Here is a 20,383-nt window from a genome sequence, read left to right as displayed (position 1 = left end):
CTACTCGCGCGCGGCTTCCTCGGCCGACGCGGTCTTGCTGCCGGTCACCGCGGTCATGCCCTCGGCCAGCGTCGTCTGCGTCAGCGGGTTCTGCATCAGGCCGATGGTCTCGCGGATGTAGCGGGCGTGGGTGACGATGCCGATCTCGAGGCGCTCGTTGTTCAGTTCGACCTGCTGGGTCAGCAGGCCGGCGATGAAGCCGTCGTCGGCCGGCGCGGCCTCGGCCGCATTCGACGCCTGCTGGACGCCCGACGCCAGTGGCCGCACGCCCCGGCTGACGAACACCGGCCCGCCCGAGTTGCCCGGGAAGACCGAGAAGTCGAGCAGAAAGGTCGGGAACACCTTGGCCGGCGCCAGCGGATAGCTGGCCACCCGGCCCGAACGCAGGATCGGGAAGCCCGCCGAATTGGCCGACAGCCCGCGCGGGAAGCCCAGCGCCATCATCTCGTCGCCGGCGCTCACCTGGTACTTGTCGAAGGTGTCGTCGGCGGCCAGGTAGTTCATCGGCAGCGCCGCCTTCGCGAACTCGGCCGGCGCCTTGATGGTGATGGCGGCGACGTCGCGGTTCGGGTGGTGGGTCCACAGTTCGCGGCCGTCGCCGTCGCGGATCTTCAACTGCTGGGGCGAGTAGCTCCACGAACCGTCCGGATTGGCGATGCGGTAGCCGATGCGGGCGGTCGCGCCCGGCATCTTCTGGAACACGTGGTTGGCCGTGACGAGCACCGTGCGCGGCTTGCCGTCGGCGCCCGGCGCGGAGATCAGGAAGCCCGTTCCGACGGTGCGTGTCCCGTCGCCCAGCGGCTGTTCAAGCTGAACAGTCGCGTGGATCAGATCAACCGCCAGGTCCATGACCATGGGTGGCCCCTCAACTCGACTAGCCCCTCGCGTCTTTGATGCGCGATCTCGATGCACAAGTAGTGAATCACGGAACGACTGTGGCCAACAAGCCGCCACATTCGCCTGCGGCCGTGAGCCGCGCGCGGAAACGCGCACCCGGCAAGGGATTGTACGCTTGAGCGGGCGCGCCGGAGGCCGCATCTAGCGCCGCATGAGCGCCACAAAAGCCCCCGTCGCCGCCAAGGTCCCGCATCGCATCGAGCAACTGGGCCGCGTCCGGGTCGACGACTACGCCTGGATGAAGGACGAGAACTGGCAGCAGGTGCTGCGCGACCCGAAGGTGCTGCGGGCCGACATCCGCAGCCACCTCGACGCCGAGAACGCCTACACCAAGGCCGTGCTGGCCGGCACGGAAGACCTGCAGGCCCGGCTGTTCGCCGAGATGAAGGGGCGCATCAAGGAGGATGACTCATCCGTCCCCTCGCCCGACGGCCCCTGGGACTACTACGTCCGCTACGACCTGGGCGCCGAGCACCCGATCCACGGCCGCCGCCCCAGAAGCCACAAGGGGGGTGGGTCGGCCGAGGGCGAGGAGGTGCTGCTGGACGAGCCCGCGCTGGCCAAGGGCAAGGCCTTCTTCCAGGTGGGCGCCGCCAGCCACAGCCCCGACCACGCCCTCTTCGGCTGGGCCGCCGACGAACAGGGCAGCGAGTACTATCAGATCCGCGTGAAGGACCTGGCGACCGGCCAGGAGGTCGGCCCGCCGATCGAGAGCGCCTATGGCGACTTCGTTTTCTCGCCCGACAGCCGGTGGATCTTCTGGATCTGGCGCGACGAGAACGCCCGGCCGGCCAAGGTCTTCCGCCGCCCGGCGCGCCCAGGTCCAGGCGGGGGCGGGGACGACACCCTGGTCTATGAGGAGCTGGACGACGGCATGTTCCTGGGCGTCGGCGTGGCGTCGGACGACAGCCACGTCCTGATCCATGTCGGCAATCAGGAGACCACCGAGATCCTGCTGATCCCGGCCGCTGACACCACCGCCGCCCCGGTGGTCGCCGAGCCGCGCCGCGTCGGCGTGAAGTACAGCCTCGACCACTGGACCGACCGCTGGGTGATCCGCACCAACGACGACGGCGCGGTCGACTTCAAGCTCTGCACGTCCGACGCCGCGGTCCCGGCCAAGGCGACCTGGCGCGACTGGATCGCCCACGAGCCCGGCCGCTACATCACCGGCTTCGCGGCCTTCGCCGGCCATCTGGTCCGCGCCGAGCGGGTGAACGCCCTGGACCGCCTCGTCGTGATGGACCGCGCCCCCGGAAGCGAAAGGGGCGCCGAGCACATCGTGGCCTTCGACGAGGAGGCCTACGCGCTCAACCTCGAGGGCGGCTACGAGTACGACACCACCACGACCCGCTTCGTCTACCAGTCGCCGACGACGCCCCGGCAGACCTTCGACTACGACATGGCCACCCGCGCGCGGACGCTGCGCAAGACGCAGGAGATCCCGTCCGGCCACGATCCCGCCCGTTACGTCGCGCGCCGCCTCACCGCCAGGGCCGCCGACGGCGCCGAAATCCCGATCACGCTGCTGATGCTGAAGGACACGCCGCAGGACGGCTCGGCCCCGCTCCTGCTCTACGGCTACGGCAGCTACGGCCACGCCATGGAGCCCAGCTTCTCCATCCGCAACCTCAGCCTCGTCGACCGCGGCTGGATCTGGGCCACCGCGCATATCCGGGGCGGCTCGGACAAGGGCTGGGGCTGGTTCCTCGACGGCCGCAAGGAGAAGAAGGCCAACACCTTCACCGACTTCATCGCCTGCGCCGAGCATCTGGTCGCCGGGAACTACGCGTCTGCGGGCCGGATCGCGGCCTACGGCGGCTCGGCCGGCGGCATGCTGATGGGCGCGGTCGCGAACCTGCGGCCCGACCTCTGGGGCGCGATCATCGCCGCGGTGCCGTTCGTGGACGTGCTGAATACCATGAGCGACACCTCGCTGCCGCTCACCCCGCCCGAGTGGCCCGAATGGGGCAACCCGATCGAGGACGCCGAGGCCTACGACCGCATCGCCGGCTACAGCCCCTACGACCGGGTCTCGGCCCAGCCCTATCCGCCGATCCTCGCCACCGGCGGCCTCTCCGACCCGCGCGTCACCTACTGGGAGCCGGCCAAGTGGGTGGCCAGGCTGCGCGAGTCCACGACGGGCGACGCCCCGATCCTGCTCAAGATCAACATGGAGGCCGGCCACGGCGGCGCCTCGGGCCGTTTCGACTTCCTGAAGGAGATCGCCCTGGACTACGCCTTCGCCATCTGGGCGGTGGACGGGAGCTGGAAGGCGGAATGATCATCCGGGCGGCGACACCCGACGACGCCGGGGCGCTGGCGGCCATCTACGGCCATCACGTGCGGCACGGCCTCGGCACCTTCGAGGAGGAGCCGCCTCCGCCGGCCGAGATGGCGCGCCGCCTGGCGGACATCGCCGGCCTCGGCCTGCCCTACCTCGTGGCCGAGGACGACGGCGTCGTCCTGGGCTACGCCTACGCCGGCCCGTTCCGGCAGCGCCCGGCCTACCGCTACACGCTGGAGGACAGCGTCTACATCGCCCCCGACGCCATCGGCAAAGGCGTGGGCCGCGCGGTGCTGGGCGCGGTGATCGAGGCCTGCGAAGGTCTCGGCGTGCGCCAGCTCGTGGCCGTGATCGGCGACAGCGGAAACGCCGCATCGATCGGCCTGCACGCCGCGCTCGGCTTCACGCACCAGGGCGTCGGCCGCGCGTTCGGCTTCAAGCACGGGCGCTGGGTCGACATCGTCTGGATGCAGAAGGCGCTCGGCGGCGGGGACCTCACGTCTCCCGCAGGCCCGGGCGTCCGTCTGTCAGGTCGCTGACAAGTCTTCGCCCGACAGGCGAAAGCAGAGGCAAAACATACGCCTGAAAGGGCGCACGCTTGCCCATATGTACTTCTACGTAATTGCTTAGCTGGAATTTTTTCCGCAGACTCAGGGCGTCGGCGGGGACCGACGCGGAATGTAGAATACATGGCAAGGTTGTGGACGGGAAATCACACAACCGGGCTGGCCACGAATTCGACCACGGATTCGACCCTGCGCTTCCGGATCTTCCGGGGCCAGGTTCTGGCGGTGGGGCTGTCCGCGGTCGTGCTGGCCGCGGTCTATGCCGCGCGACCGTTTCTCGGCCACTCGGTGTACATGCTCGGCGCGCCGGCGCTGTTCGCATGTGCGTGGGTGGGCGGCCCGCCGGGCGCGCTGACCGCCGCGGTCCTGATGACCCTGGGAGGCTTCTGGATCGACGGCCTGGCCGACATCCCGCTGATCGAGCGGGTGCTGCGCGGCCTGCTGTTCCTGGGCGTGGGCGCCGGCGCAGCGGCCGGCGTCGGCCGCATCTTCGCCCAGCGCCGCGCCGCGGCCGAACTGATCGCCGACCAGGCCGAGCGTGAGGCGCTGCTGCAGGCCAGCCTCGAGATCGTCGCCGACGCGCTGGCCGTCATCGACGACCGCGGCGTGATCCAGAGCGCCAGCCACGCCGCCGAGCGGATCTTCGGCTGGAACGCCGCCGAGCTGGTGGGCCAGAACTTCAGCCGCCTGATGCCCCCCGGCGAGGACGCCGCCCTGACCGGCGGCGGCGACGGCGCCGACGTCAGCGGTTCGACCCGCCAGCTGACCGGCCTGCGCAAGGACGGCGGGACCTTCCCGATGGAGGTCCGCGTCGGGCACGTGGACATCGAGAGCGGCCGCCTGCTCACCGTGGTGGTGCGCGACCTGACCTCGACCCACGAGGCCGAGCGACGCTCGGAGGAACTGCGCGCCCAGCTCACCCAGGTCTGGAGCGCCAACTCCATGGGCGAGATGGCCCAGGTCCTGGCCCACGAGCTCAACCAGCCGTTGTCGGCCGTCACGAACTACCTGCGCGCGGCCCGCAACCTGATCGCCCGGCTGGAGCTCGACGACGACGACCTGATCGACGCGGTGGCCCGCGCCGGCGACCAGGCCGTGCGCGCCGGCGAGATCATCCGCACCATGCGCGACCTTGCGACCCGCGGCGGAACCCTCCAGAAGCCGGAGAGCCTTTCGGCCATCATCGGCGAGGTCGATTTCATCATCGCCCTGATGGCGCGCGATGCGAACGTCCGCGTCGTCTATGATCTGTACAAGGGCGATGACACGGTGATGGCGGATCGCATTCAGATTCAGCAGCTTGTCGTCAACTTGGCCCGCAACGCCATCGAAGCTGTGACCAAGTACCCGGTCCGCCAGCTTCACATTTCGACGAAATTGGATTCTCAGGATCGCATTCTCACGACTGTCGAGGACAGTGGTCCGGGCATTGAACCGGGCGTCGCAGACCGGCTTTTCCAGCCTCTGGCGAGCACTAAGCCCGAGGGAATGGGGCTGGGCCTGTCGATTTCCAGTGCTATAGTCGAAAACCACAGGGGACGGATTTGGGCTGGACCAAGCCGTCTGGGTGGCGCCGCTTTCTGTTTTGTATTGGCGCGGGCAGGTGCAGATGGTGACGTCAGCGACCGAGCGGACGGTCTTCGTCGTCGATGACGACGATGCTGCGCGCGACTCGCTCGTCATGCTGCTCAGGTCGGACGGCCTGATCGCCCGGCCCTTCGCCTCCGCCCACGACTTCCTGGCCACCTTCGACGCCCAGGCGCGCGGCTGCATCGTCACCGATCTGCGCATGCCCAGCATGGACGGGATCGAGCTGATCAGGGCGCTCAAGGGGGTGGGCTGCATACTACCGGTGATAGTGATCACCGGGCACGCGGACGTCGGCCGGGCCGTCGACGCCATGAAGGCCGGCGCCACCGACTTCATCGAGAAGCCCTTCGACAGCGAGCTCATCCTGCGCGCCGTCCGCGCCTGCATGGAGGAGAACGACGCCGCGGTGGACGCGGGCGCCGCCAGGACCCGGGTGCTGCGCCGCCTCGAAAGCCTCACGGCCCGCGAGCGGCAGGTGCTGGACCTCATCGTCGAGGGCGCCAGCAACAAGGTCATCGCCGCGCGGCTGGAGATCAGCCCGCGCACGGTCGAGATCTATCGCGCCAACGTCATGTCCAAGATGCGCGCCGACAGCCTGTCCGACCTCATCCGCTCGACCCTCACGGCCGGCGCGGCGTGAGCCGAAGCGCACCCGCAGCCGCGCCGAGCCCGATCCGTTTCCCCTCCTTCGTCATGGCCCGGTTTGTCCGGGGGCCCAGCCCGATGGGTCTCCCGGACAAGCCGGGGATGACGCCGAGAGGGGGAAGCGCGGACGTCTACGCCCGCGGCAGGACCAGGGTCGCGGTCGTGCCGCGGCCTTCCGTCGACACCAGGCGCAGCGCACCGCCGGCCGAGCGGCAGAACTCCGCCGCGCCGGCCAGGCCCAGGCCCGTGCCCCCGCAGCCCGCGCGGGTGGTGAACCAGGCGTCCATGGCGCGCGCGAGCACGGCCGGGCTCATGCCCACGCCGCGGTCGGCGACCGAGAGCGCGACGTAGCGGCCGGGTGCGACGCCCAGCGCCCGGGCGGCCTCGCCGTCCAGGTCCTCCGCCGCCGCCTCGAGACGCACCGCGCCGCCCGCCGGCAGCGCATGGCCCGCGTTGACGCAGAGGTTCAGCAGCGCCGAGTCCAGGCCCGCACGGTCGGCGCGGCAGGCCAGCGGCTCGGCCATGGCCATGGCCACGCAGGTGACGCCGGCGGCGGTCGAGACGTTGGCCAGGCGCGCCGCGCCGATGATCGCCTCGGCGCAGTCGATCTCCCCGGCGGCCGGCAGGGCGTCCTGCGACAGCTCCACCAGCCGGCGCAGCATCTCCCCGCCCTTCTCGGCCGACTCCAGGCTGATGCGGGCCAGTTCGCGGGCGTCGGAGCCCTGGGGCAACTGGCCCGCCAGGGCCTCGTTCGCCGCCAGGATCACGTTCAGCAGGTTGTTGAAGTCGTGGGCCAGCACCGCGGCCTGGCGCTGGCGCGCCGCGGCCTCGGCTTCGGGCTCCGGCGACGGCCGGACGCCCCGCTTGCCTGCCACGCCGTCGAACGCCACCGCCGCGCCCCCTGCCCCACGCCTGGCCAGAACGTGGCCGAGCGAATCAAGAGCACACGCCAGGGTGGGAATCACCCCGGCGCGACTACCTAAGTACACATACCTAGGACCGGCCGTCGCACCCCGCATCCACGCAAAAGAACGGCCGGCTCCCGGGGGAGCCGGCCGTTGAGGCGCCGATCCGCGTGGCGTTCAGGCCGCGAGCGCGGCGGGCCTGGCGTCGCGCAGCATGTAGCCGCCGCCCCACACGGTCTCGATCTGGCTGTCGCCGCCGGCCGCCGCGGCGATCTTCTTGCGCAGCTTGCAGATGAAGACGTCGATGATCTTGATCTCGGGCTCGGACATGCCGTTGTAGAGGTGGTTCAGGCACTGCTCCTTGGTGAGCACGCTGTTCTTCCGGAGCGAGAGCAGCTCCAGCATCTTGTACTCGCTGGGCGTCAGGTGGATCGCCACGCCGTTCACCTCGGCCGTCCGCGTGTTGAGGTTCAGCGCGATCGCGCCGGTGCGGATGACCGAGTCCGTGTGGCCGCGCGAACGGCGGACGACGGCGTTGATGCGGGCCGAGAGCTCGCCCTTGTGGAAGGGCTTGGTCATGTAGTCGTCGGCGCCGGCGGCCAGGGCGCCGATCTTGGTGTCCACCTCCGTCGAGCCCGACACGATGATCACCGGCGCCGTCAGCTTCCGCACGCGCATCTCGCGGAGCGCGTCCGCGCCCGGGATGTCCTCGAGGTCGAGGTCCATCAGGATGGCGTCATAGTCGTAGAGCTCGGCCAGCTCGATGGCTTCCTCGCCCGAGGCGGTCACCGAGGCGTTGTGGCCGTCGGCATTCAGGATCAGCTCGAGGCTGCGGGCGGTGGCGGCGTTGTCTTCGACGATCAGGATGTGCATTGCGTGACCCCTTGCAATGAGAGCGTTGGCGGATGTCCGGGTGATCAGCCGGCGATGACCGACTGCGAGATCTTCATGAGCTCCGACATGCGGAAGGGCTTGGCGAGCACCTCGTCGGCGCCCAGGTGCCTGGCCCAGGAGAGGTAGTCGGCGCCGCGCGCCCGGCCGGCGCCCGAGATGGCGATGACCTTCGGCGGCCGCGCGCCCTGCTTGATGGCGCGGATGGCGCCGATGCCCTCGATGTCGGGCATGACGATGTCGGTGACCACCAGGTCCGGCCTGTGGGCGCTCGCCATGCGGATGCCCTTGCGGCCGTTGTCCGCGGCGACCACGCCGAACCCCGCCTGCTGGAACGCCATCGACATCAGGCGCAGCAGCGCCGGATCGTCGTCGATGATGAGAACCTTGCCGCCCACGTCCGCCGCTCGTCCTTCAGCCGGTGTTCACTATGGTTAACGAGTAGAACCACAGTGATTCGGGGGCTGGAAATCCCGGACGAGTCCTTAGGTAGATGTACGTGTGACGGGCTGTCGCAGAAACCCTGAGTTGCGCTCAACGATCCCGCTGCGTCCGGGGCGAGCCTTATCGCGCGACGCGCGAGAGGGGACGTAAGAGCGCCGGGACGTCCGTGGCTGGGGAACTAGGACTCGAACCTAGAATGACGGTACCAAAAACCGCAGTGTTACCATTACACCATTCCCCAGCAGGAACGGCCGCCGCAGGGCCGGAGCCCTCGGGGAGCGGGGGAAATAGCGTACCGGACCGGCCGATGCAACGCCCCTGAACAGGCGACGTTTTCCCCCGCTTGCGAGCCCGCGAACCCTCCTCTATAAGCGCGCCTCCAAGTCGGAGTGTGGCTCAGTCTGGTAGAGCACTGCGTTCGGGACGCAGGGGTCGCAGGTTCAAATCCTGCCACTCCGACCATCTACTCTCCCCGCTAACCAGGGGAGATACCCTTCCCGCCAATAGCTACAAGAAGTCCGCCCCTTAGGCGGGTACGGCTCTGCACGCCTGCCTCTCCGGGCGGCCCCAAGCCGCACTTTTCAGGCCATTCCCTGGCTTTCTCTCCAGGCCCGAAATGGAAGTGTACGTTCCGGTCACGCCCTTCCCTGCTAACAGGGAAAATAACAGGGAAAACCGGCACCTGCCGGCGGCGCGGATTCGGATTCAGCGAGCCGCGGAACCCAAGGTCGTGAAGAGACCCCGCTGCGCGGCCCACTCCATCGGCAGCGGGTGAGCCGTCAACGCGGCCAGCGAAACGCTCCGCGGCTGCCGTCCTGCGAGGATCGTATCCGTCAGGTCGGGAGCCAGGTAGGCCAGCGGCAGCAGACGGGCGGTGTAGTGGTTGCAGAGCCCTTCCCGCTTCGCGAGCGCCCTGATCGACGCCACGTCGCCAAGCTCAAGTTCCCGCGCCCAGCCCCTGGCCAGAACCAGCGCCCGCACCAGAGCGCGATCCATCCGGCCGGGTGTTTCGGCGGGCGTGTCACCGTCCAGGATCAGCTCCCCGCGCCGGCGGCGCATGTGAAACGGCAGTCGCACAATGCAGACCCCATCGGCGCCGGGACCCACGGCCGGATCGTCGAGCGCCTCGGGCGTCAGCGCCGCCTCTGAAATCCGCACCACGATCTGATCGTCGCTGAGCGTGATCGCCTCGCAGGCCGGACCGACGCGCTCGATCGCCTCCGCCGGCGGCCGCCAGGACGACGCCAGCATCGGGTTGATCCGCTCCGCCAGGAACTGTTCAAGCAGCCCCGCTGAAACCCGCGGCAGGCTCCCCGCCTCGCCGTCGCCCGTCAGCCTGGCGCGGGACACATAGTACCGGTAGCGCCGCCCGCGCCGGTTGGTGTGGACCGGAACCATCGGATGGCCGCGGTCATCGAACACCTTCCGCTCAAGCCGCGCGCCCTCCCCGCGCAGCTCGCTCTTCGGCTGCAACGCCGGCGCCTCATCGAGCTTCGCCTGCACCGCGACCCAGAGCTCTTCCTCGACGATGGCCGGATGGGTATCGGGGTACTGCCTGTCCTTGTGCCGGGTCACACCCCGGTAAGCGACGTTGCGAAGCAGGTACTGAAGCGGGCCCCTGGTCATCAGCCCCCCGCCGACCTCGACCCCGGCCTTGTTCGTCCACCGCTTTGACCGCACGCCATCGCGCTCCAGAGCCTTGATCGACCCTAGCTCCAGATAGCGTCTGAATATGGTCCGCACCCGCTCGGCTTCGGAAGGATTGGGCGCTAGCCGGCCGTCCACGATGTCGAAGCCCAGCGGCGGCTGGCCGCCCATGCGCAGCCCCCTGGCCTTGGAGGCGGCCACCTTGTCCCGGATCCGCTCACCGGTGACCTCGCGCTCGAACTGGGCGAACGACAGCAGCACGTTCAGCGTCAGCCGCCCCATGCTGGAGGTGGTGTTGAAGGCCTGCGTCACCGACACGAACGACACGCCCCGCGCATCGAACAGCTCGACGATCTTCGCGAAGTCCGCCAGCGAACGGGTCAGGCGGTCCACCTTGTAGACCACCACCACGTCCACCAGCCCGCGCGCGATATCCGCCATCAGCTGCTTCAGCCCGGGCCGCTCCATCGATCCGCCGGAGTAGCCGCCGTCGTCATAAGCGGTCCCGATCGCGCTCCAGCCCTCGCCGGTCTGCGACAGGATGTAGGCCTCGCAGGCCTCGCGCTGGGCGTGGAGGCTGTTGAAGTTCTGCTCCAGCCCCTCCTCGGTCGATTTGCGCGTGTAGATCGCGCATCGCAGGCGGCCGCTCACCGGTTGCGCGCCTTCAGGCCGAAGAAGACGTGGCCGTTCCACTTGGTGTCGGTGATGTGCTGCGCCACCTCGCTCAGCGACCCGAACCGCTGGCCCTGGTAGCTGAAGCCCGCCTCCAGAACCCGCACCTCGTGGCGAACGCCCCGCCACTCCTTGATCAGCGAGCAGCCGGGCTTCAGGACCGGCCCCGGCGTCGGCGTATAGTTGCGGTCGGCCGCAAATCGCCGGCCCAGCTCAGCCAGCTTCCGCCGCGAGGCGCCGCGCATGTCGCCATGGACCCGCGCCTGCAGGCGGTAGGCCAAGGCAAGGCTGAGCAGCTCCCTGGTCCGGAGCGCGGGCGGCGCCTCGCCCAGCCGCTCGGTCCAAGTCTGCCGGAGCGCTGGCACATCCATGGCCTCCAGCCCCGCGAGTAGATCGCCGGCGCTCACGCGCCGGCTCCTTCTGCGATCCGGTAGACCCGGCCGGCCTCAGTCGCCTCTGCGGTGACCGTCAGGCCCTTCCCCTTTTTGATCGCCCCGGAGATGGCGCCACGCACCGAATGCGCCTGCCAGCCGGTCGCCGCCATCATTGCTTCGACTGTTGCGCCTCCCGGCCGCCGGAGCAGATCAATCAGGATGCCGACCTTGCCCTTCGCGGACACCGTGCCTGCCGCGTCGACGGCCGGCAGCCCCAGAGCGCTCCGGCCGGCAGCGGTTAGCAGCAGCCGGCTCCCTCCATCACTGCGGGGCGTCGAAAGCATGAAGCCACGTTGGATCAGGGATTTCGCCACGGCGGCGGGAACGCTGGCGGCGTCGATCATGCCGCCATCGGCCTTTGCCGCGAGGTCCAGCACCTCCTGTTGGCGTTGGGTGATTTTGGTCATTGGTCTGCTCCTTATGGAGCCGCCGAATGCGGCCCTACCGGAGCGAGCCCGGGCGGCCGCCGGGCGTGGTCAGACCAACGCTTCCTTTCGGCGCCAAGTCCACAGCGAAGCGTCGGAAAGCGGGGATAAGCACCGGGGATAAGCTCGAACTTATCCCCGCTCAGCATTTGGCCCGCGAAAATTGTTCTATGAATTTCCCTTTACATTGCCGGATGTCGCGTTCTTTGCTGCCGGACAGAAACTGAGGTGTCGATAACCCGGTCGCTCGCGCGACCAACTGAAAGGAGTTGAGTTGTGCCTCGGTTTCCGGACGCGCCTGACGGCGCTCGCGTTCGCATGGGCGATGGCCCGGCGGACGAGCTGAGACTGCCGACCGCCCTGGCTTTGCGGGTCGAGCAGACGCCCATCGCAGCGATCACGCCCTACGCCGGCAACGCCCGCACCCACAGCCGGAAGCAGCTGGCCCAGATCGAAGCGTCGATCCGGCGGTTCGGCTTCGTATCTCCCATTCTTCTGGCCGACGACAACAGCGTCATCGCCGGGCATGGCCGCCTGGCTGCGGCGCAGTCGCTGGGCCTCCAGGATGTGCCGACCATCCGCCTCAGCCATCTCTCGGCCGCGGAACGGAGGGCCTATGTCGTCGCCGACAACCGGCTGGCCGAACTCGCCGGCTGGGATCGCGACCTGCTCGCCATCGAACTGCAAGGGCTCGCTGCCCTCGATCTCGACTTCGATCTGGAGCTCACCGGCTTCGACGGCGCCGAGCTGGACGCCCTGCTCGATACGGCGACAGCGGATGACGACGACGATCAGATTCCCGAAGCCACAGGCCCGGCGATCACCCGCGTCGGTGACATCTGGACACTCGGGCCTCATCGCCTGATCTGTGGCGACGCCCGCACACCTGAGACCTACGCCGCCCTGATGCCAGGCGAGGCGGCGCGGATGGTCTTCACGGATCCGCCCTACAATGTCCCGATCGATGGGCACGTCGGCGGCAAGGGCAGGATCGCACGGCGGCCTTTCGTCATGGCCAGCGGCGAGATGTCCGCGGCCGAGTTCGAAGTGTTTCTCCGCGAGGTGCTGACCTGCGCCGCCGCGGTCAGCCTCGACGGCGCGATCCACTTCGTCTGCATGGACTGGCGCTCGATTGCCCCGCTGATCCACGTCGGCGACGGCGTCTACGCCGAACTCAAGAACCTGATCGCCTGGGTGAAGGCCAACGCGGGGATGGGCGCGTTCTACCGCTCCCAGCACGAGCTCATCGCCGCGTTCAAGGTCGGCACGGCGGCGCACGTCAACAACTTCGGGCTCGGCGGCACCGGCCGCTACCGCACCAACGTCTGGAGCTATCCGGGCGCGACCAGCTTCGGCAAAGACCGCGACGCGACGCTGGCGCTGCACCCCACGGTGAAGCCGGTGGCGCTGGTCGCCGACGCTATCCGCGACGTCAGCCGCCGCGGCGAGATCGTCCTCGATCCCTTCGGCGGATCCGGCTCGACCCTGATCGCAGCCGAACGCACCGGCCGCCACGCCCGGCTGGTCGAACTCGACCCGCTCTACTGCGACACCATCTGCCGCCGCTGGAGCCAGCTCACCGGCCAGCCGGCGATCCTCACGGGCGATGGCCAGACCTTCGACGAGGTCGGCGCCGCGCGCACGGAGGCCACCGATGCCCAGGCGTAAGGTCGGCGACTACGAGATCGGGAAGGGCAAGCCGCCGGTGGCGACCCGCTTCCAGAAAGGCCGCTCAGGCAACCCCTCCGGACGGCCGAAGGGCTCCGTCAGCCTGGTCGCCGATCTTGAGGCGGAACTCCGGAGCGAGGTCACCGTCACCGAGAACGGCCGCGAGCTCACGCTCACCAAACAGCGCCTGTTCGTGAAGTCCGTGGTGTCCCGGGCCGTGAAGGGCGACCGCCACGCCACCCAGCAGATGATCGACCTGATGGCCCGCACCATGGGCGTCACGACCGAGCCGGAAGCCGCGGAGCAGCCCCTTACCGCCGAGGACCAGGAGGTGCTGGACGCCTTCAAAGCCGAACTGGCCCAGAGACTGAGGAACCACCATGGGTGATGCCGACCGCCGCCTTCTCGACGCGGCCCTCCGCAACGACTTCCAGGCCTTCCTGCGCCGGACCTTCATCCACCTCAACGGACGCTCGACCTTTCAGCCAACCTGGCACCTGCGGGCGATCGAGCACTATCTCAAGGCGGTCGAGCGTGGCGGCGCCCGGCTGATCATCAATGTGCCGCCCCGATCGCTCAAGTCGATCAGCATCTCGGTGGCCTATGTGGCCTGGCGGCTGGGGCGGGATCCCACCCTCAGGTTCATCTGCGTCAGCTATGCGCAGGAGTTCTCCCTCAAGCTCGCGCGGGACTGCCGCGAGATCATGCTGTCCGACTGGTACCGCAGGGCGTTCCCGGAGACAGAGCTGACCCGCGCCGTCGAGGGCGAACTTGAGACCAGCGCCGGTGGCGGCCGCTTCGCCACTTCGGTTGGCGGCGTCCTGACGGGCCGCGGGGGCGACGTCATCATCATCGACGATCCCACCAAGCCCGGCGACGCAGCCTCCGTCGTGGAGCGGGCGAAGGCGATCGAATGGTTTGGCGCGACCCTCCAGTCCCGCCTGGACGACAAGGTGAATGGCTCGATCGTCCTCGTGATGCAGCGGCTTCATGAAGGGGACTTGAGCGGCCACCTCCTGGAAGGCGGCGGGTGGGACCTCCTGGCGCTGCCGGCAATCGCCGAACTCGACGAAGCGATCCCCATCGGCGACGGGGAGTGGCATCAGCGGCGGACCGGCGATCTGCTGCACCCTTCCCGCGAGCCCATAGAGGAACTGGACAGGCTGAAGGCCGGCATGGGCTCCGCAAACTTCGCGGCGCAGTATCAGCAGGCGCCCGTCCCGGAGGGCGGCGCCATGGTCCGGCGTGAGTGGCTGCGCAGCTATGCGCAGCCACCGGAGCGCCTCCCGGGAGACCGCATCGTTCAGTCCTGGGACTGCGCCGGCAAGGATGGGGCGCTCAACGACTATTCCGCCTGCGTGACCGCGCTGGTCCGGGGCCGGGACGTCTATGTGCTTCACGTCTGGCGCGGCCAGGTTCTGATGAACGACCTCCAGCGGCAGGTGGTCGCGCTCGCCACCGCCTTCCGACCGGACACGCTACTGGTCGAAGACACCGCCAGCGGAACCGCGCTGATCCAGCTTCTCCGCGCCGAGCGTCCACAGAGCGTGCCGCGCCCCATCGCCATCACGGTCAAGCTCGACAAGGTCACCCGGCTCTCCCAGGCGTGCCCGCGCATCGAAGCGGGGGAACTGCTCCTGCCCGCCGAGGCGGCCTGGCGGGCCGACTTTGAACGCGAGCTTCTGGGATTTCCAAACACCCGCACCGACGACCAGGTGGACGCCCTGTCCCAGCTTCTCAACTGGCAGACCGGACACCGTGAGCCGAGCCTGCCTGTTGGCCCGGTGGCGTTCACGATGAACCGCGACACGGGCCACGCCGAGGTCTTCGGAGACCCGTGGACGCTGCGCAGCCTCGGCCTCAGCGACGAGCCAATGGAGTGGTGATCAGCGGCGCTTGTCCATCAGCCAGCCGGTAAGGCCCGCCTCCATGGCCTGCGCCGCCAGCTCCGGCCGCAGCCAAAGCCTGACCCGTGCATCGACCGGCCCCTCCAGCCGTCCGGCAGGGCTGTGGCAGGCGAAGAAGAACCGGTCCATGTCGGGATAGGCCTCGAACCGCGCCAGGTAGTCTCTTAGCGTCGCGGCGGTGGCCTTCGACTTGATCTGCACGAACGCCCGCTCGCCGGTGACCGCCTGCTGCAGGATAAGATCGCTGTCCGGCTGCCCGGACCCGCCCACCGCCGCGATCCGCCGCCAGCCGCTCCGCGAGAAAATCAGGTCCACCAGCACTTCGAAATCACGCCAGTGCAGCCCCGCGATCATCTCGCCCGCCACCGCCGTCAGATCCGCCGTCAGCCCCTCCGCCCGCTCCACCAGCGGGTCCGCCTCGGCATTCAGCCGCCGCAGCAGGTAGGCTTCCGCCGCCACCGAGCAGATCGTCCGCCGATACGACGCGGTCTGGGTGAGGCTGGTGGAGAGGTCTGAAATCAGCAGCTCCCGCCCTGCCCGGTCCTGGCAGGACCACGGCTTCAGCGTCTTCCGGACCCGCACGCCGTCCGCGCGCATGGTCACCTCGGCCTCTGCAAAAGCCCACCAAAGCCGCCCCTGGCCGAATGTGATCCAGAGACAGTCTGTCGGCTGTTTATAGAAGTCTCTGATCTCCCGCAGGTCGTTGCCGATCTGAGCGCGGTCATCGTCGCCGTAGAGGCGCCGCGCCGTATCCCAGTCGCCGCCGGCGGCAACCTCATGCGGCACGAGGTCCTGAAAGAGAAGCTGGTCCGCTTGGAGGCACTCGCGTAGCCAAGCTCCGCCCTCGCCAAGCTTGATGTAGCGCACCGCCGCGGGAGAACTCGGCTGTGGACTATGCGTCTCATTCATATTGCCGACTGGCCATCGGGCCGCCGACCAGTCAACCCAAAATGGGACTCATACACCGTGGATGGATAGACCACATCGCTGGCGTCCTCGCTGCGATGGATTTCCTCCGCCACTTCGCAGCAAACTTGCGCCGCGAGCGCAAGGCGAAGGGCTGGTCGCAGGAAGAGTTGGCCGAGCAGGCGGGCGTCGACCGCACCTACGTTTCGGGAATCGAGCGAGCGGTTCGAAACCCCACAATCACCAACGTCAAACGGCTTGCCGACGCGCTGGGCGTCTCCATCGGAACGCTCGCCGACTGAAGGTCGGCTAGGTGGGGGCTAGGCGGTCCTTGTCGTCGCCCTGCTCGGACCTCATGAACGGTGGACGAATTTGCGCGATGGTTCGGATCGAGGTCATGAACTCGGTGGCGGCGGCGCGCGCTGCCGTGCGATCGAGGCCCATGTTGCGGTATTTCCGGACCGCGTGCCCTCGCAGCATCTTTTCCCACGCCGGGCCGAAGCCGAGGTCTGGCACTTCCAAGATCACCTTAGGACGGTTTGGATCATGCTTCAGGCGGTCGCCTGGGCGGCCCGCCTGGATGTAGAGCCCGCGGCTCGCCAGGACCTGCTCGACGAGGATCGCGTGATCCTTCCTCAGGTCGAAATCGATAATCGCGATGACGTCCGCAGGCTTTGTGAAACGCAGCACAAGCGAGATCACGTCGGGGCCCCGGCCGAACTTGTTCCAGCTCACAGCCACATCGCCGGCGCTGACGAACTGATGCAGCCGGATGAACTCCTCGAGGTCCGGCCGGTAGGTTGTGTCAAGGATGACGAGCGGCACCATCCGGCCTTCGCCAACCTCCGCTGTGCCGATGGACCCGTCGCCCACGATCGTGAGCGACGTTCCTTCCCTCGGGTGATTGAGCCGCAAGACGCGGGGGCGCACCTTTCTCATCGGGGCGGCGCCCGCAGGATTTGTGCCTCGACCCGGTATTCATTTCCGAAGCTGTCGGTCAGGACTACCGCGAGGAGATCGGCCATCGCGCCGTCCAGGACGCCATCATCCACGGCGAACCTGCACCATCCTGAGATGGCGTCGCGGGCGCCCAGCTTTACGGGAAGTCCCAGCGCGCCGTCCGCACGGCCCGGATCCTGCGGGATCTTCGCGACGATCGGCACCTCGCTGACCCGGTAGCTGAGGTGAAGCGTCGCCTCCACAATCGCATTGTCGGCGTCTGACTGGCTGCTGATCGTTACGTCGAAGGCATATTGTGTCCTGCCTCCTGGGATACTTTGCTGGTGATGTGCGCGAAGGTAGGTCGCGACGCGCGGCTGCCGCCGCGCCTCCTGCACTTCGGCGAGGCGCAGCGCCTTGCGTGCCGTACCGTTGCTTCTCGCCGAGAGCGCGAGCGCCACCAACGCGGCGGCAGCAGTCGCAACCTCCGTCCAATGCGCAATAGCGGCGCCAGCGGCGGCAGCCAGCGCAACCGGGTCAATCACGCCTTGCCCCATGATTCCCACCGATCAGCTTTCAAGGTCGTAATCGCCGTCTTCAGGCGCCAGCAGCATGGGCGCGTCCTCGAGGGTGTAGGCCAAGGCCTTCACCGAGAGGACTGCGGCGCTGTCTTCGACGTAGGCGAAGGTGTCGGGGCGAAAGACGCAAAGGTTCTGACCGTTGGCGACACTGCTTTGGAACGACACCCCGTCGAACCCGCGACGCCGCAGGCAATCTGCGACTAGTTGGGTGACCGTGTAGCGGCCCGTTGCGCCGGGAAGGACGGGGCGCGCCATGGTCTGGTCCACTGCGTGGATGAAGTGAAACAGGTTGAGATCGGCTTCGCTGCCACAGAACTCGGCGATGTCAGCCTCGAAGGCTGCGATCCTGACATCTCGTGCGGCGCGATACTGACCTACGGAGAGTAGATGCCCCGGATGGGGACGTACCTCTGCGGCGGCGGTGTGCTGGTCCGACGCCAAGTAAAGGAAGGCGACACCCTCACGGTTGAGCCGGCCGGAATTCGCGCTTGGCGGTGGGGGCGCCCCGAGCTCGCCCGCCTGGTAGGGCTGGTGGCGGATGTTTGGCTTCCAATCCCATGTATGCCGCTCCCAGCGCTTCGCCGTGCCGATCCGGCATCGGTAGAAGGAGGAGCCGACGACCACGCGCTTGTCGATGCGCGTCCCGATCCTCTCGATGATCGCATCGACCTCAGGCTCGACGTCGAATGGATTTTCCGACGCGAGACGCTCGCTCAGGTCCCGCAGCATCCAGCTCGGGCTGTCGCTGATCGCGAACGCTAGGTGGCGCTCTCCGTTGGGGCCGAAACCCGCGTAGACCGAGACGCCCTTGTCGACCGGCGGGTAGGGTTCAGCCGAGAACAAGTCATAGAGGAAGTCCGCACTCTTGCCGGGGGAGCGTTCGAACCCCGGCCCGTGGGTGTCCTCGAGAATGGGATTGGCCGTGGCAAGCAACGCCTCGGGCTGATGATCGCCGCCCCAGTGATGGTTGTACTCGTACTCGTGGTAGAAGAACCGCACGAGCGCTTTCACGAGGTTAGTCAGTTGAAATTTCTGCCCGACGTCGCAAGCGCCGTAGGGCGTGTCCACACGCTGGCAGATGCCGCAAACTGGGCCCAGGACAGCATGCTTGGCCACGAAGCGCTTGAGGCTGTCGTGTTTCGCGCAAGCCTCGCATAGTGTCATGCGGGTGAAGTCGACCTCCGGGTCGAAATCCTCGTAGAGGGGATCAGCCATCCCTTTCTGAAGCGTCCAGCGCGACGGCGCGCAAGATGCAATCTCCACGACGGCGCCACCGACAAGCTTCTGCCCGGGCAGAAACGCGGAACCCACGGCACTGCGGGCCGGTCCACGGGCGTATGCGCCACTCTCGAGCGGACTCTGGCAGCTCTGCAGTGGACAGGCTAGGTCACTGCGCGTTCTCTGCGGCGCATGCTCATGTCGCCCAAGTCGAAGCCTCGCCGCATCTATAAGTATCGGGCTTTCAGCGCGCTCAGCCTGGAGATGCTCGTCGAAGACAAGCTCTTCTTTGCAGACCCGTCGACTTTCAACGATCCCCTCGATGCCAAACCGTCGTTTGAAACCGACCTTCCAGTGCCCGACCTAGAAGGTGTGCTGCGGAAGTTGGTCGAACGCCGCGTGACGGACGAGATGCAGTCGGCGGCGCGGAAGATCCGTTATCGCGGACCCCGAACGGTGGAGCACATCGAGAAGCATGCTCGTCGCGCGGCAGAGGATCTGCTGGCTGATATCCGCTACAACGCCACTAATCCCGACTACGAGATCGTCGACCCGCTTCAGTACCTCCTTGGAGAACACGTCCACCAAGAGGTGATCCGACGTTACGACAGAGGAATCGTGTCCTTCGCAAAGCGCGCGAACTGTCCGCTGATGTGGAGCCACTACGGTGATCAGCATAGAGGCGTCTGCATAGGTTACTCCGCGCCGGCCGACGTGAAGCTGGAACCCGTCGCTTACGGGGGCGACCGGAGCGTGAGGGCGAGCATCGTGAAGGCCATGGTGGACGGCGACGCAGAGGCGGCTCGGCGCGTCGATGATGCCGTCCTCCTGAAGAAGGCGCGCGATTGGCGCTACGAGCGCGAATGGCGGCTGATCGGTGATCGCGGCCTGCGCGACTCTCCACTCGAACTTGAGGAAGTAGTGTTCGGGATGCGATGCCCCCTTGCTGTGCAGTTCGCAGTCGCCAAAGCGCTCGCCGAGCGAGACCGCGCAGTCAAGCTCTATGAAGTCCGCCAGAAGCGCGGGACGTTCTTGCTGCATAAAGCGAGCGCCGACATGGATGAGATTCTGGCGACCTGGCCGCGACGGGCGCGGTCAATCCAAGAAGCATTCGCCGAGATTGTTCTTTCAGACGACAGCGCAGCCCCTCCAGACCCCGACAGCCCTAGCTAGGCCTTGAGCGCGCGACGAACGCTAGCCGAAAGGCTGGTGCAGCCTTCAGCACGATCACGGCCAATGCAGGCGATGACCTCCGCCGCGCGGTGTGCAGCCACCCGCATCCTGGCGTCCACCAGCGCTCCGAATAGCGCCTCTCCCAGGTCCGCCTCCCCGAGGCCGCCACGGACATCGGGCGTGAACAGCAAGTCCACCGTCGAGGCGACCACGAGGCTCGGGAAGCGTGCGGCCGCGAGTGAGGTTGCCTTGCGCTCGTCGATGTAGACCGTCGTTCCTACCCGTTGGGCATGTATCAGGGTCGCCGCTTCACCGTCATCCAGCGTCTGCGCCGCGTCGCCAGCCACCAAGCTTAGGAACAGATCCTCATCTTCAGGATCGAGTTCGACTACTTGCATCAACCCGAGGTGCAGCCAGGTCGCCACGTGATCAGCGGCCTGGCGGCCCTTCTCTCGCCCACGCTCCAGCTCGGATAGAGCGGTCTGGGTGATTTCCAGCCTGCCATCATAGAGACGGAGAATCCTATCTCCGCAGCCAGTGGCAGCGAGGTTGATACAGACGCTCGCGTCGGCAACGGCCATGCGCGTC

Annotated in this window: 21 protein-coding genes and 2 tRNA genes; 10 read left to right on the top strand and 13 right to left on the bottom strand. The window is 67.8% G+C overall.

What is annotated here, in order from left to right; genetic code table 11:
- On the bottom strand, positions 1-855 hold the full coding sequence (locus tag KF737_RS02810; protein WP_296450145.1) for a serine protease: 855 nt from the start codon (positions 853-855) through the stop codon (positions 1-3).
- 193 nt (positions 856-1,048) lie between these two features.
- Between KF737_RS02810 and KF737_RS02805 the strand changes: the two genes are divergently transcribed.
- From KF737_RS02805 to fixJ, 4 genes are all read left to right on the top strand, one after another.
- Positions 1,049-3,181, top strand: coding sequence for a S9 family peptidase (locus KF737_RS02805; protein ID WP_296450143.1), 2,133 nt, complete (start codon positions 1,049-1,051; stop codon positions 3,179-3,181).
- The gene (locus KF737_RS02800) at positions 3,178-3,723 is read left to right on the top strand and encodes a GNAT family N-acetyltransferase (protein WP_296450142.1); all 546 of its coding nucleotides are present in this window, start codon (positions 3,178-3,180) and stop codon (positions 3,721-3,723) included. The genes KF737_RS02805 and KF737_RS02800 overlap by 4 nt, the downstream gene beginning before the upstream one ends.
- 159 nt (positions 3,724-3,882) lie before the next feature.
- On the top strand, positions 3,883-5,403 hold the full coding sequence (locus KF737_RS02795) for a nitrogen regulation protein NR(II) (protein ID WP_296450140.1): 1,521 nt from the start codon (positions 3,883-3,885) through the stop codon (positions 5,401-5,403).
- Positions 5,363-5,980, top strand: a complete 618-nt coding sequence (gene fixJ, locus KF737_RS02790) for a response regulator FixJ (RefSeq protein WP_296450138.1) — start codon at positions 5,363-5,365, stop codon at positions 5,978-5,980. Before KF737_RS02795 ends, fixJ begins: the two co-directional genes overlap by 41 nt.
- A gap of 136 nt (positions 5,981-6,116) precedes the next feature.
- Here the strand turns inward: fixJ and KF737_RS02785 are convergent, their stop codons facing one another.
- From KF737_RS02785 to KF737_RS02770, 4 genes are all read right to left on the bottom strand, one after another.
- The gene (locus KF737_RS02785; protein WP_296450136.1) at positions 6,117-6,875 is read right to left on the bottom strand and encodes an ATP-binding protein; all 759 of its coding nucleotides are present in this window, start codon (positions 6,873-6,875) and stop codon (positions 6,117-6,119) included.
- Between the two features lie 192 nt (positions 6,876-7,067).
- Positions 7,068-7,763, bottom strand: a complete 696-nt coding sequence (locus KF737_RS02780) for a response regulator transcription factor (protein WP_296450134.1) — start codon at positions 7,761-7,763, stop codon at positions 7,068-7,070.
- Positions 7,764-7,807: 44 nt separating this feature from the next.
- Positions 7,808-8,179, bottom strand: coding sequence for a response regulator transcription factor (locus tag KF737_RS02775; RefSeq protein WP_296450132.1), 372 nt, complete (start codon positions 8,177-8,179; stop codon positions 7,808-7,810).
- Between the two features lie 213 nt (positions 8,180-8,392).
- Positions 8,393-8,466, bottom strand: a tRNA-Gln gene (locus tag KF737_RS02770).
- A gap of 144 nt (positions 8,467-8,610) precedes the next feature.
- Here KF737_RS02770 and KF737_RS02765 point away from each other — a divergent pair.
- Positions 8,611-8,687: transfer RNA gene (locus KF737_RS02765), tRNA-Pro, on the top strand.
- A gap of 243 nt (positions 8,688-8,930) precedes the next feature.
- Here KF737_RS02765 and KF737_RS02760 read toward each other — a convergent pair.
- From KF737_RS02760 to KF737_RS02750, 3 genes are read right to left on the bottom strand one after another with little or no spacing between them, the layout of a single operon-like run.
- On the bottom strand, positions 8,931-10,523 hold the full coding sequence (locus tag KF737_RS02760; RefSeq protein WP_296450129.1) for a recombinase family protein: 1,593 nt from the start codon (positions 10,521-10,523) through the stop codon (positions 8,931-8,933).
- Positions 10,520-10,951 carry a DUF2924 domain-containing protein gene (locus KF737_RS02755; protein WP_296450127.1) on the bottom strand — a complete coding sequence of 144 codons (432 nt, stop codon included), beginning with the start codon at positions 10,949-10,951 and terminating at the stop codon, positions 10,520-10,522. Before KF737_RS02755 ends, KF737_RS02760 begins: the two co-directional genes overlap by 4 nt.
- Positions 10,948-11,385, bottom strand: coding sequence for a DUF3489 domain-containing protein (locus KF737_RS02750; RefSeq protein ID WP_296450126.1), 438 nt, complete (start codon positions 11,383-11,385; stop codon positions 10,948-10,950). Before KF737_RS02750 ends, KF737_RS02755 begins: the two co-directional genes overlap by 4 nt.
- 336 nt (positions 11,386-11,721) lie before the next feature.
- Here KF737_RS02750 and KF737_RS02745 point away from each other — a divergent pair, with 336 nt between their 5' ends.
- Genes KF737_RS02745 through terL form a run of 3 tightly spaced genes read left to right on the top strand, consistent with a single transcriptional unit; the run spans position 11,722 to position 14,957 of the window.
- The gene (locus KF737_RS02745) at positions 11,722-13,071 is read left to right on the top strand and encodes a DNA methyltransferase (protein WP_296450124.1); all 1,350 of its coding nucleotides are present in this window, start codon (positions 11,722-11,724) and stop codon (positions 13,069-13,071) included.
- Positions 13,058-13,459 (top strand): DUF5681 domain-containing protein, encoded by a 402-nt coding sequence (locus KF737_RS02740; protein WP_296450122.1) that lies wholly within the window; start codon positions 13,058-13,060, stop codon positions 13,457-13,459. Before KF737_RS02745 ends, KF737_RS02740 begins: the two co-directional genes overlap by 14 nt.
- On the top strand, positions 13,452-14,957 hold the full coding sequence (terL, locus tag KF737_RS02735) for a phage terminase large subunit (RefSeq protein WP_296450121.1): 1,506 nt from the start codon (positions 13,452-13,454) through the stop codon (positions 14,955-14,957). Before KF737_RS02740 ends, terL begins: the two co-directional genes overlap by 8 nt.
- Here the strand turns inward: terL and KF737_RS02730 are convergent, their stop codons facing one another.
- The gene (locus tag KF737_RS02730; RefSeq protein ID WP_296450117.1) at positions 14,958-15,845 is read right to left on the bottom strand and encodes a restriction endonuclease; all 888 of its coding nucleotides are present in this window, start codon (positions 15,843-15,845) and stop codon (positions 14,958-14,960) included.
- A 137-nt stretch (positions 15,846-15,982) separates the two neighbouring features.
- On the opposite strand from KF737_RS02730, the gene KF737_RS02725 reads away from it, so the two are divergent.
- Positions 15,983-16,186 carry a helix-turn-helix domain-containing protein gene (locus KF737_RS02725; protein ID WP_296450115.1) on the top strand — a complete coding sequence of 68 codons (204 nt, stop codon included), beginning with the start codon at positions 15,983-15,985 and terminating at the stop codon, positions 16,184-16,186.
- Between the two features lie 7 nt (positions 16,187-16,193).
- On the opposite strand, the gene KF737_RS02720 is transcribed toward KF737_RS02725, so the two are convergent.
- The 3 genes from KF737_RS02720 to KF737_RS02710 are packed head-to-tail and all read right to left on the bottom strand — an operon-like array spanning position 16,194 to position 18,619.
- The gene (locus KF737_RS02720; RefSeq protein WP_296450113.1) at positions 16,194-16,823 is read right to left on the bottom strand and encodes a hypothetical protein; all 630 of its coding nucleotides are present in this window, start codon (positions 16,821-16,823) and stop codon (positions 16,194-16,196) included.
- Positions 16,820-17,380, bottom strand: coding sequence for a hypothetical protein (locus tag KF737_RS02715; protein WP_296450112.1), 561 nt, complete (start codon positions 17,378-17,380; stop codon positions 16,820-16,822). The genes KF737_RS02720 and KF737_RS02715 overlap by 4 nt, the downstream gene beginning before the upstream one ends.
- A gap of 12 nt (positions 17,381-17,392) precedes the next feature.
- Entirely contained in the window at positions 17,393-18,619 is a 1,227-nt protein-coding gene (locus KF737_RS02710; protein WP_296450109.1) for an RES family NAD+ phosphorylase, read from the bottom strand.
- 195 nt (positions 18,620-18,814) lie between these two features.
- Here KF737_RS02710 and KF737_RS02705 point away from each other — a divergent pair, with 195 nt between their 5' ends.
- The gene (locus tag KF737_RS02705) at positions 18,815-19,795 is read left to right on the top strand and encodes a DUF2971 domain-containing protein (protein ID WP_296450108.1); all 981 of its coding nucleotides are present in this window, start codon (positions 18,815-18,817) and stop codon (positions 19,793-19,795) included.
- On the opposite strand, the gene KF737_RS02700 is transcribed toward KF737_RS02705, so the two are convergent.
- Entirely contained in the window at positions 19,792-20,376 is a 585-nt protein-coding gene (locus KF737_RS02700) for a hypothetical protein (protein ID WP_296450106.1), read from the bottom strand. The two genes, KF737_RS02705 and KF737_RS02700, sit on opposite strands and share 4 nt — an antisense overlap.
- Between the last annotated feature and the right edge of the window lie 7 nt (positions 20,377-20,383).

It is taken from the genome of Phenylobacterium sp., assembly GCF_019636135.1.
GTDB lineage: Bacteria > Pseudomonadota > Alphaproteobacteria > Caulobacterales > Caulobacteraceae > Phenylobacterium.
The sequence above is the reverse complement of the archived record's forward strand: the minus strand, read 5'-3'. Positions and strand labels throughout refer to the sequence as shown.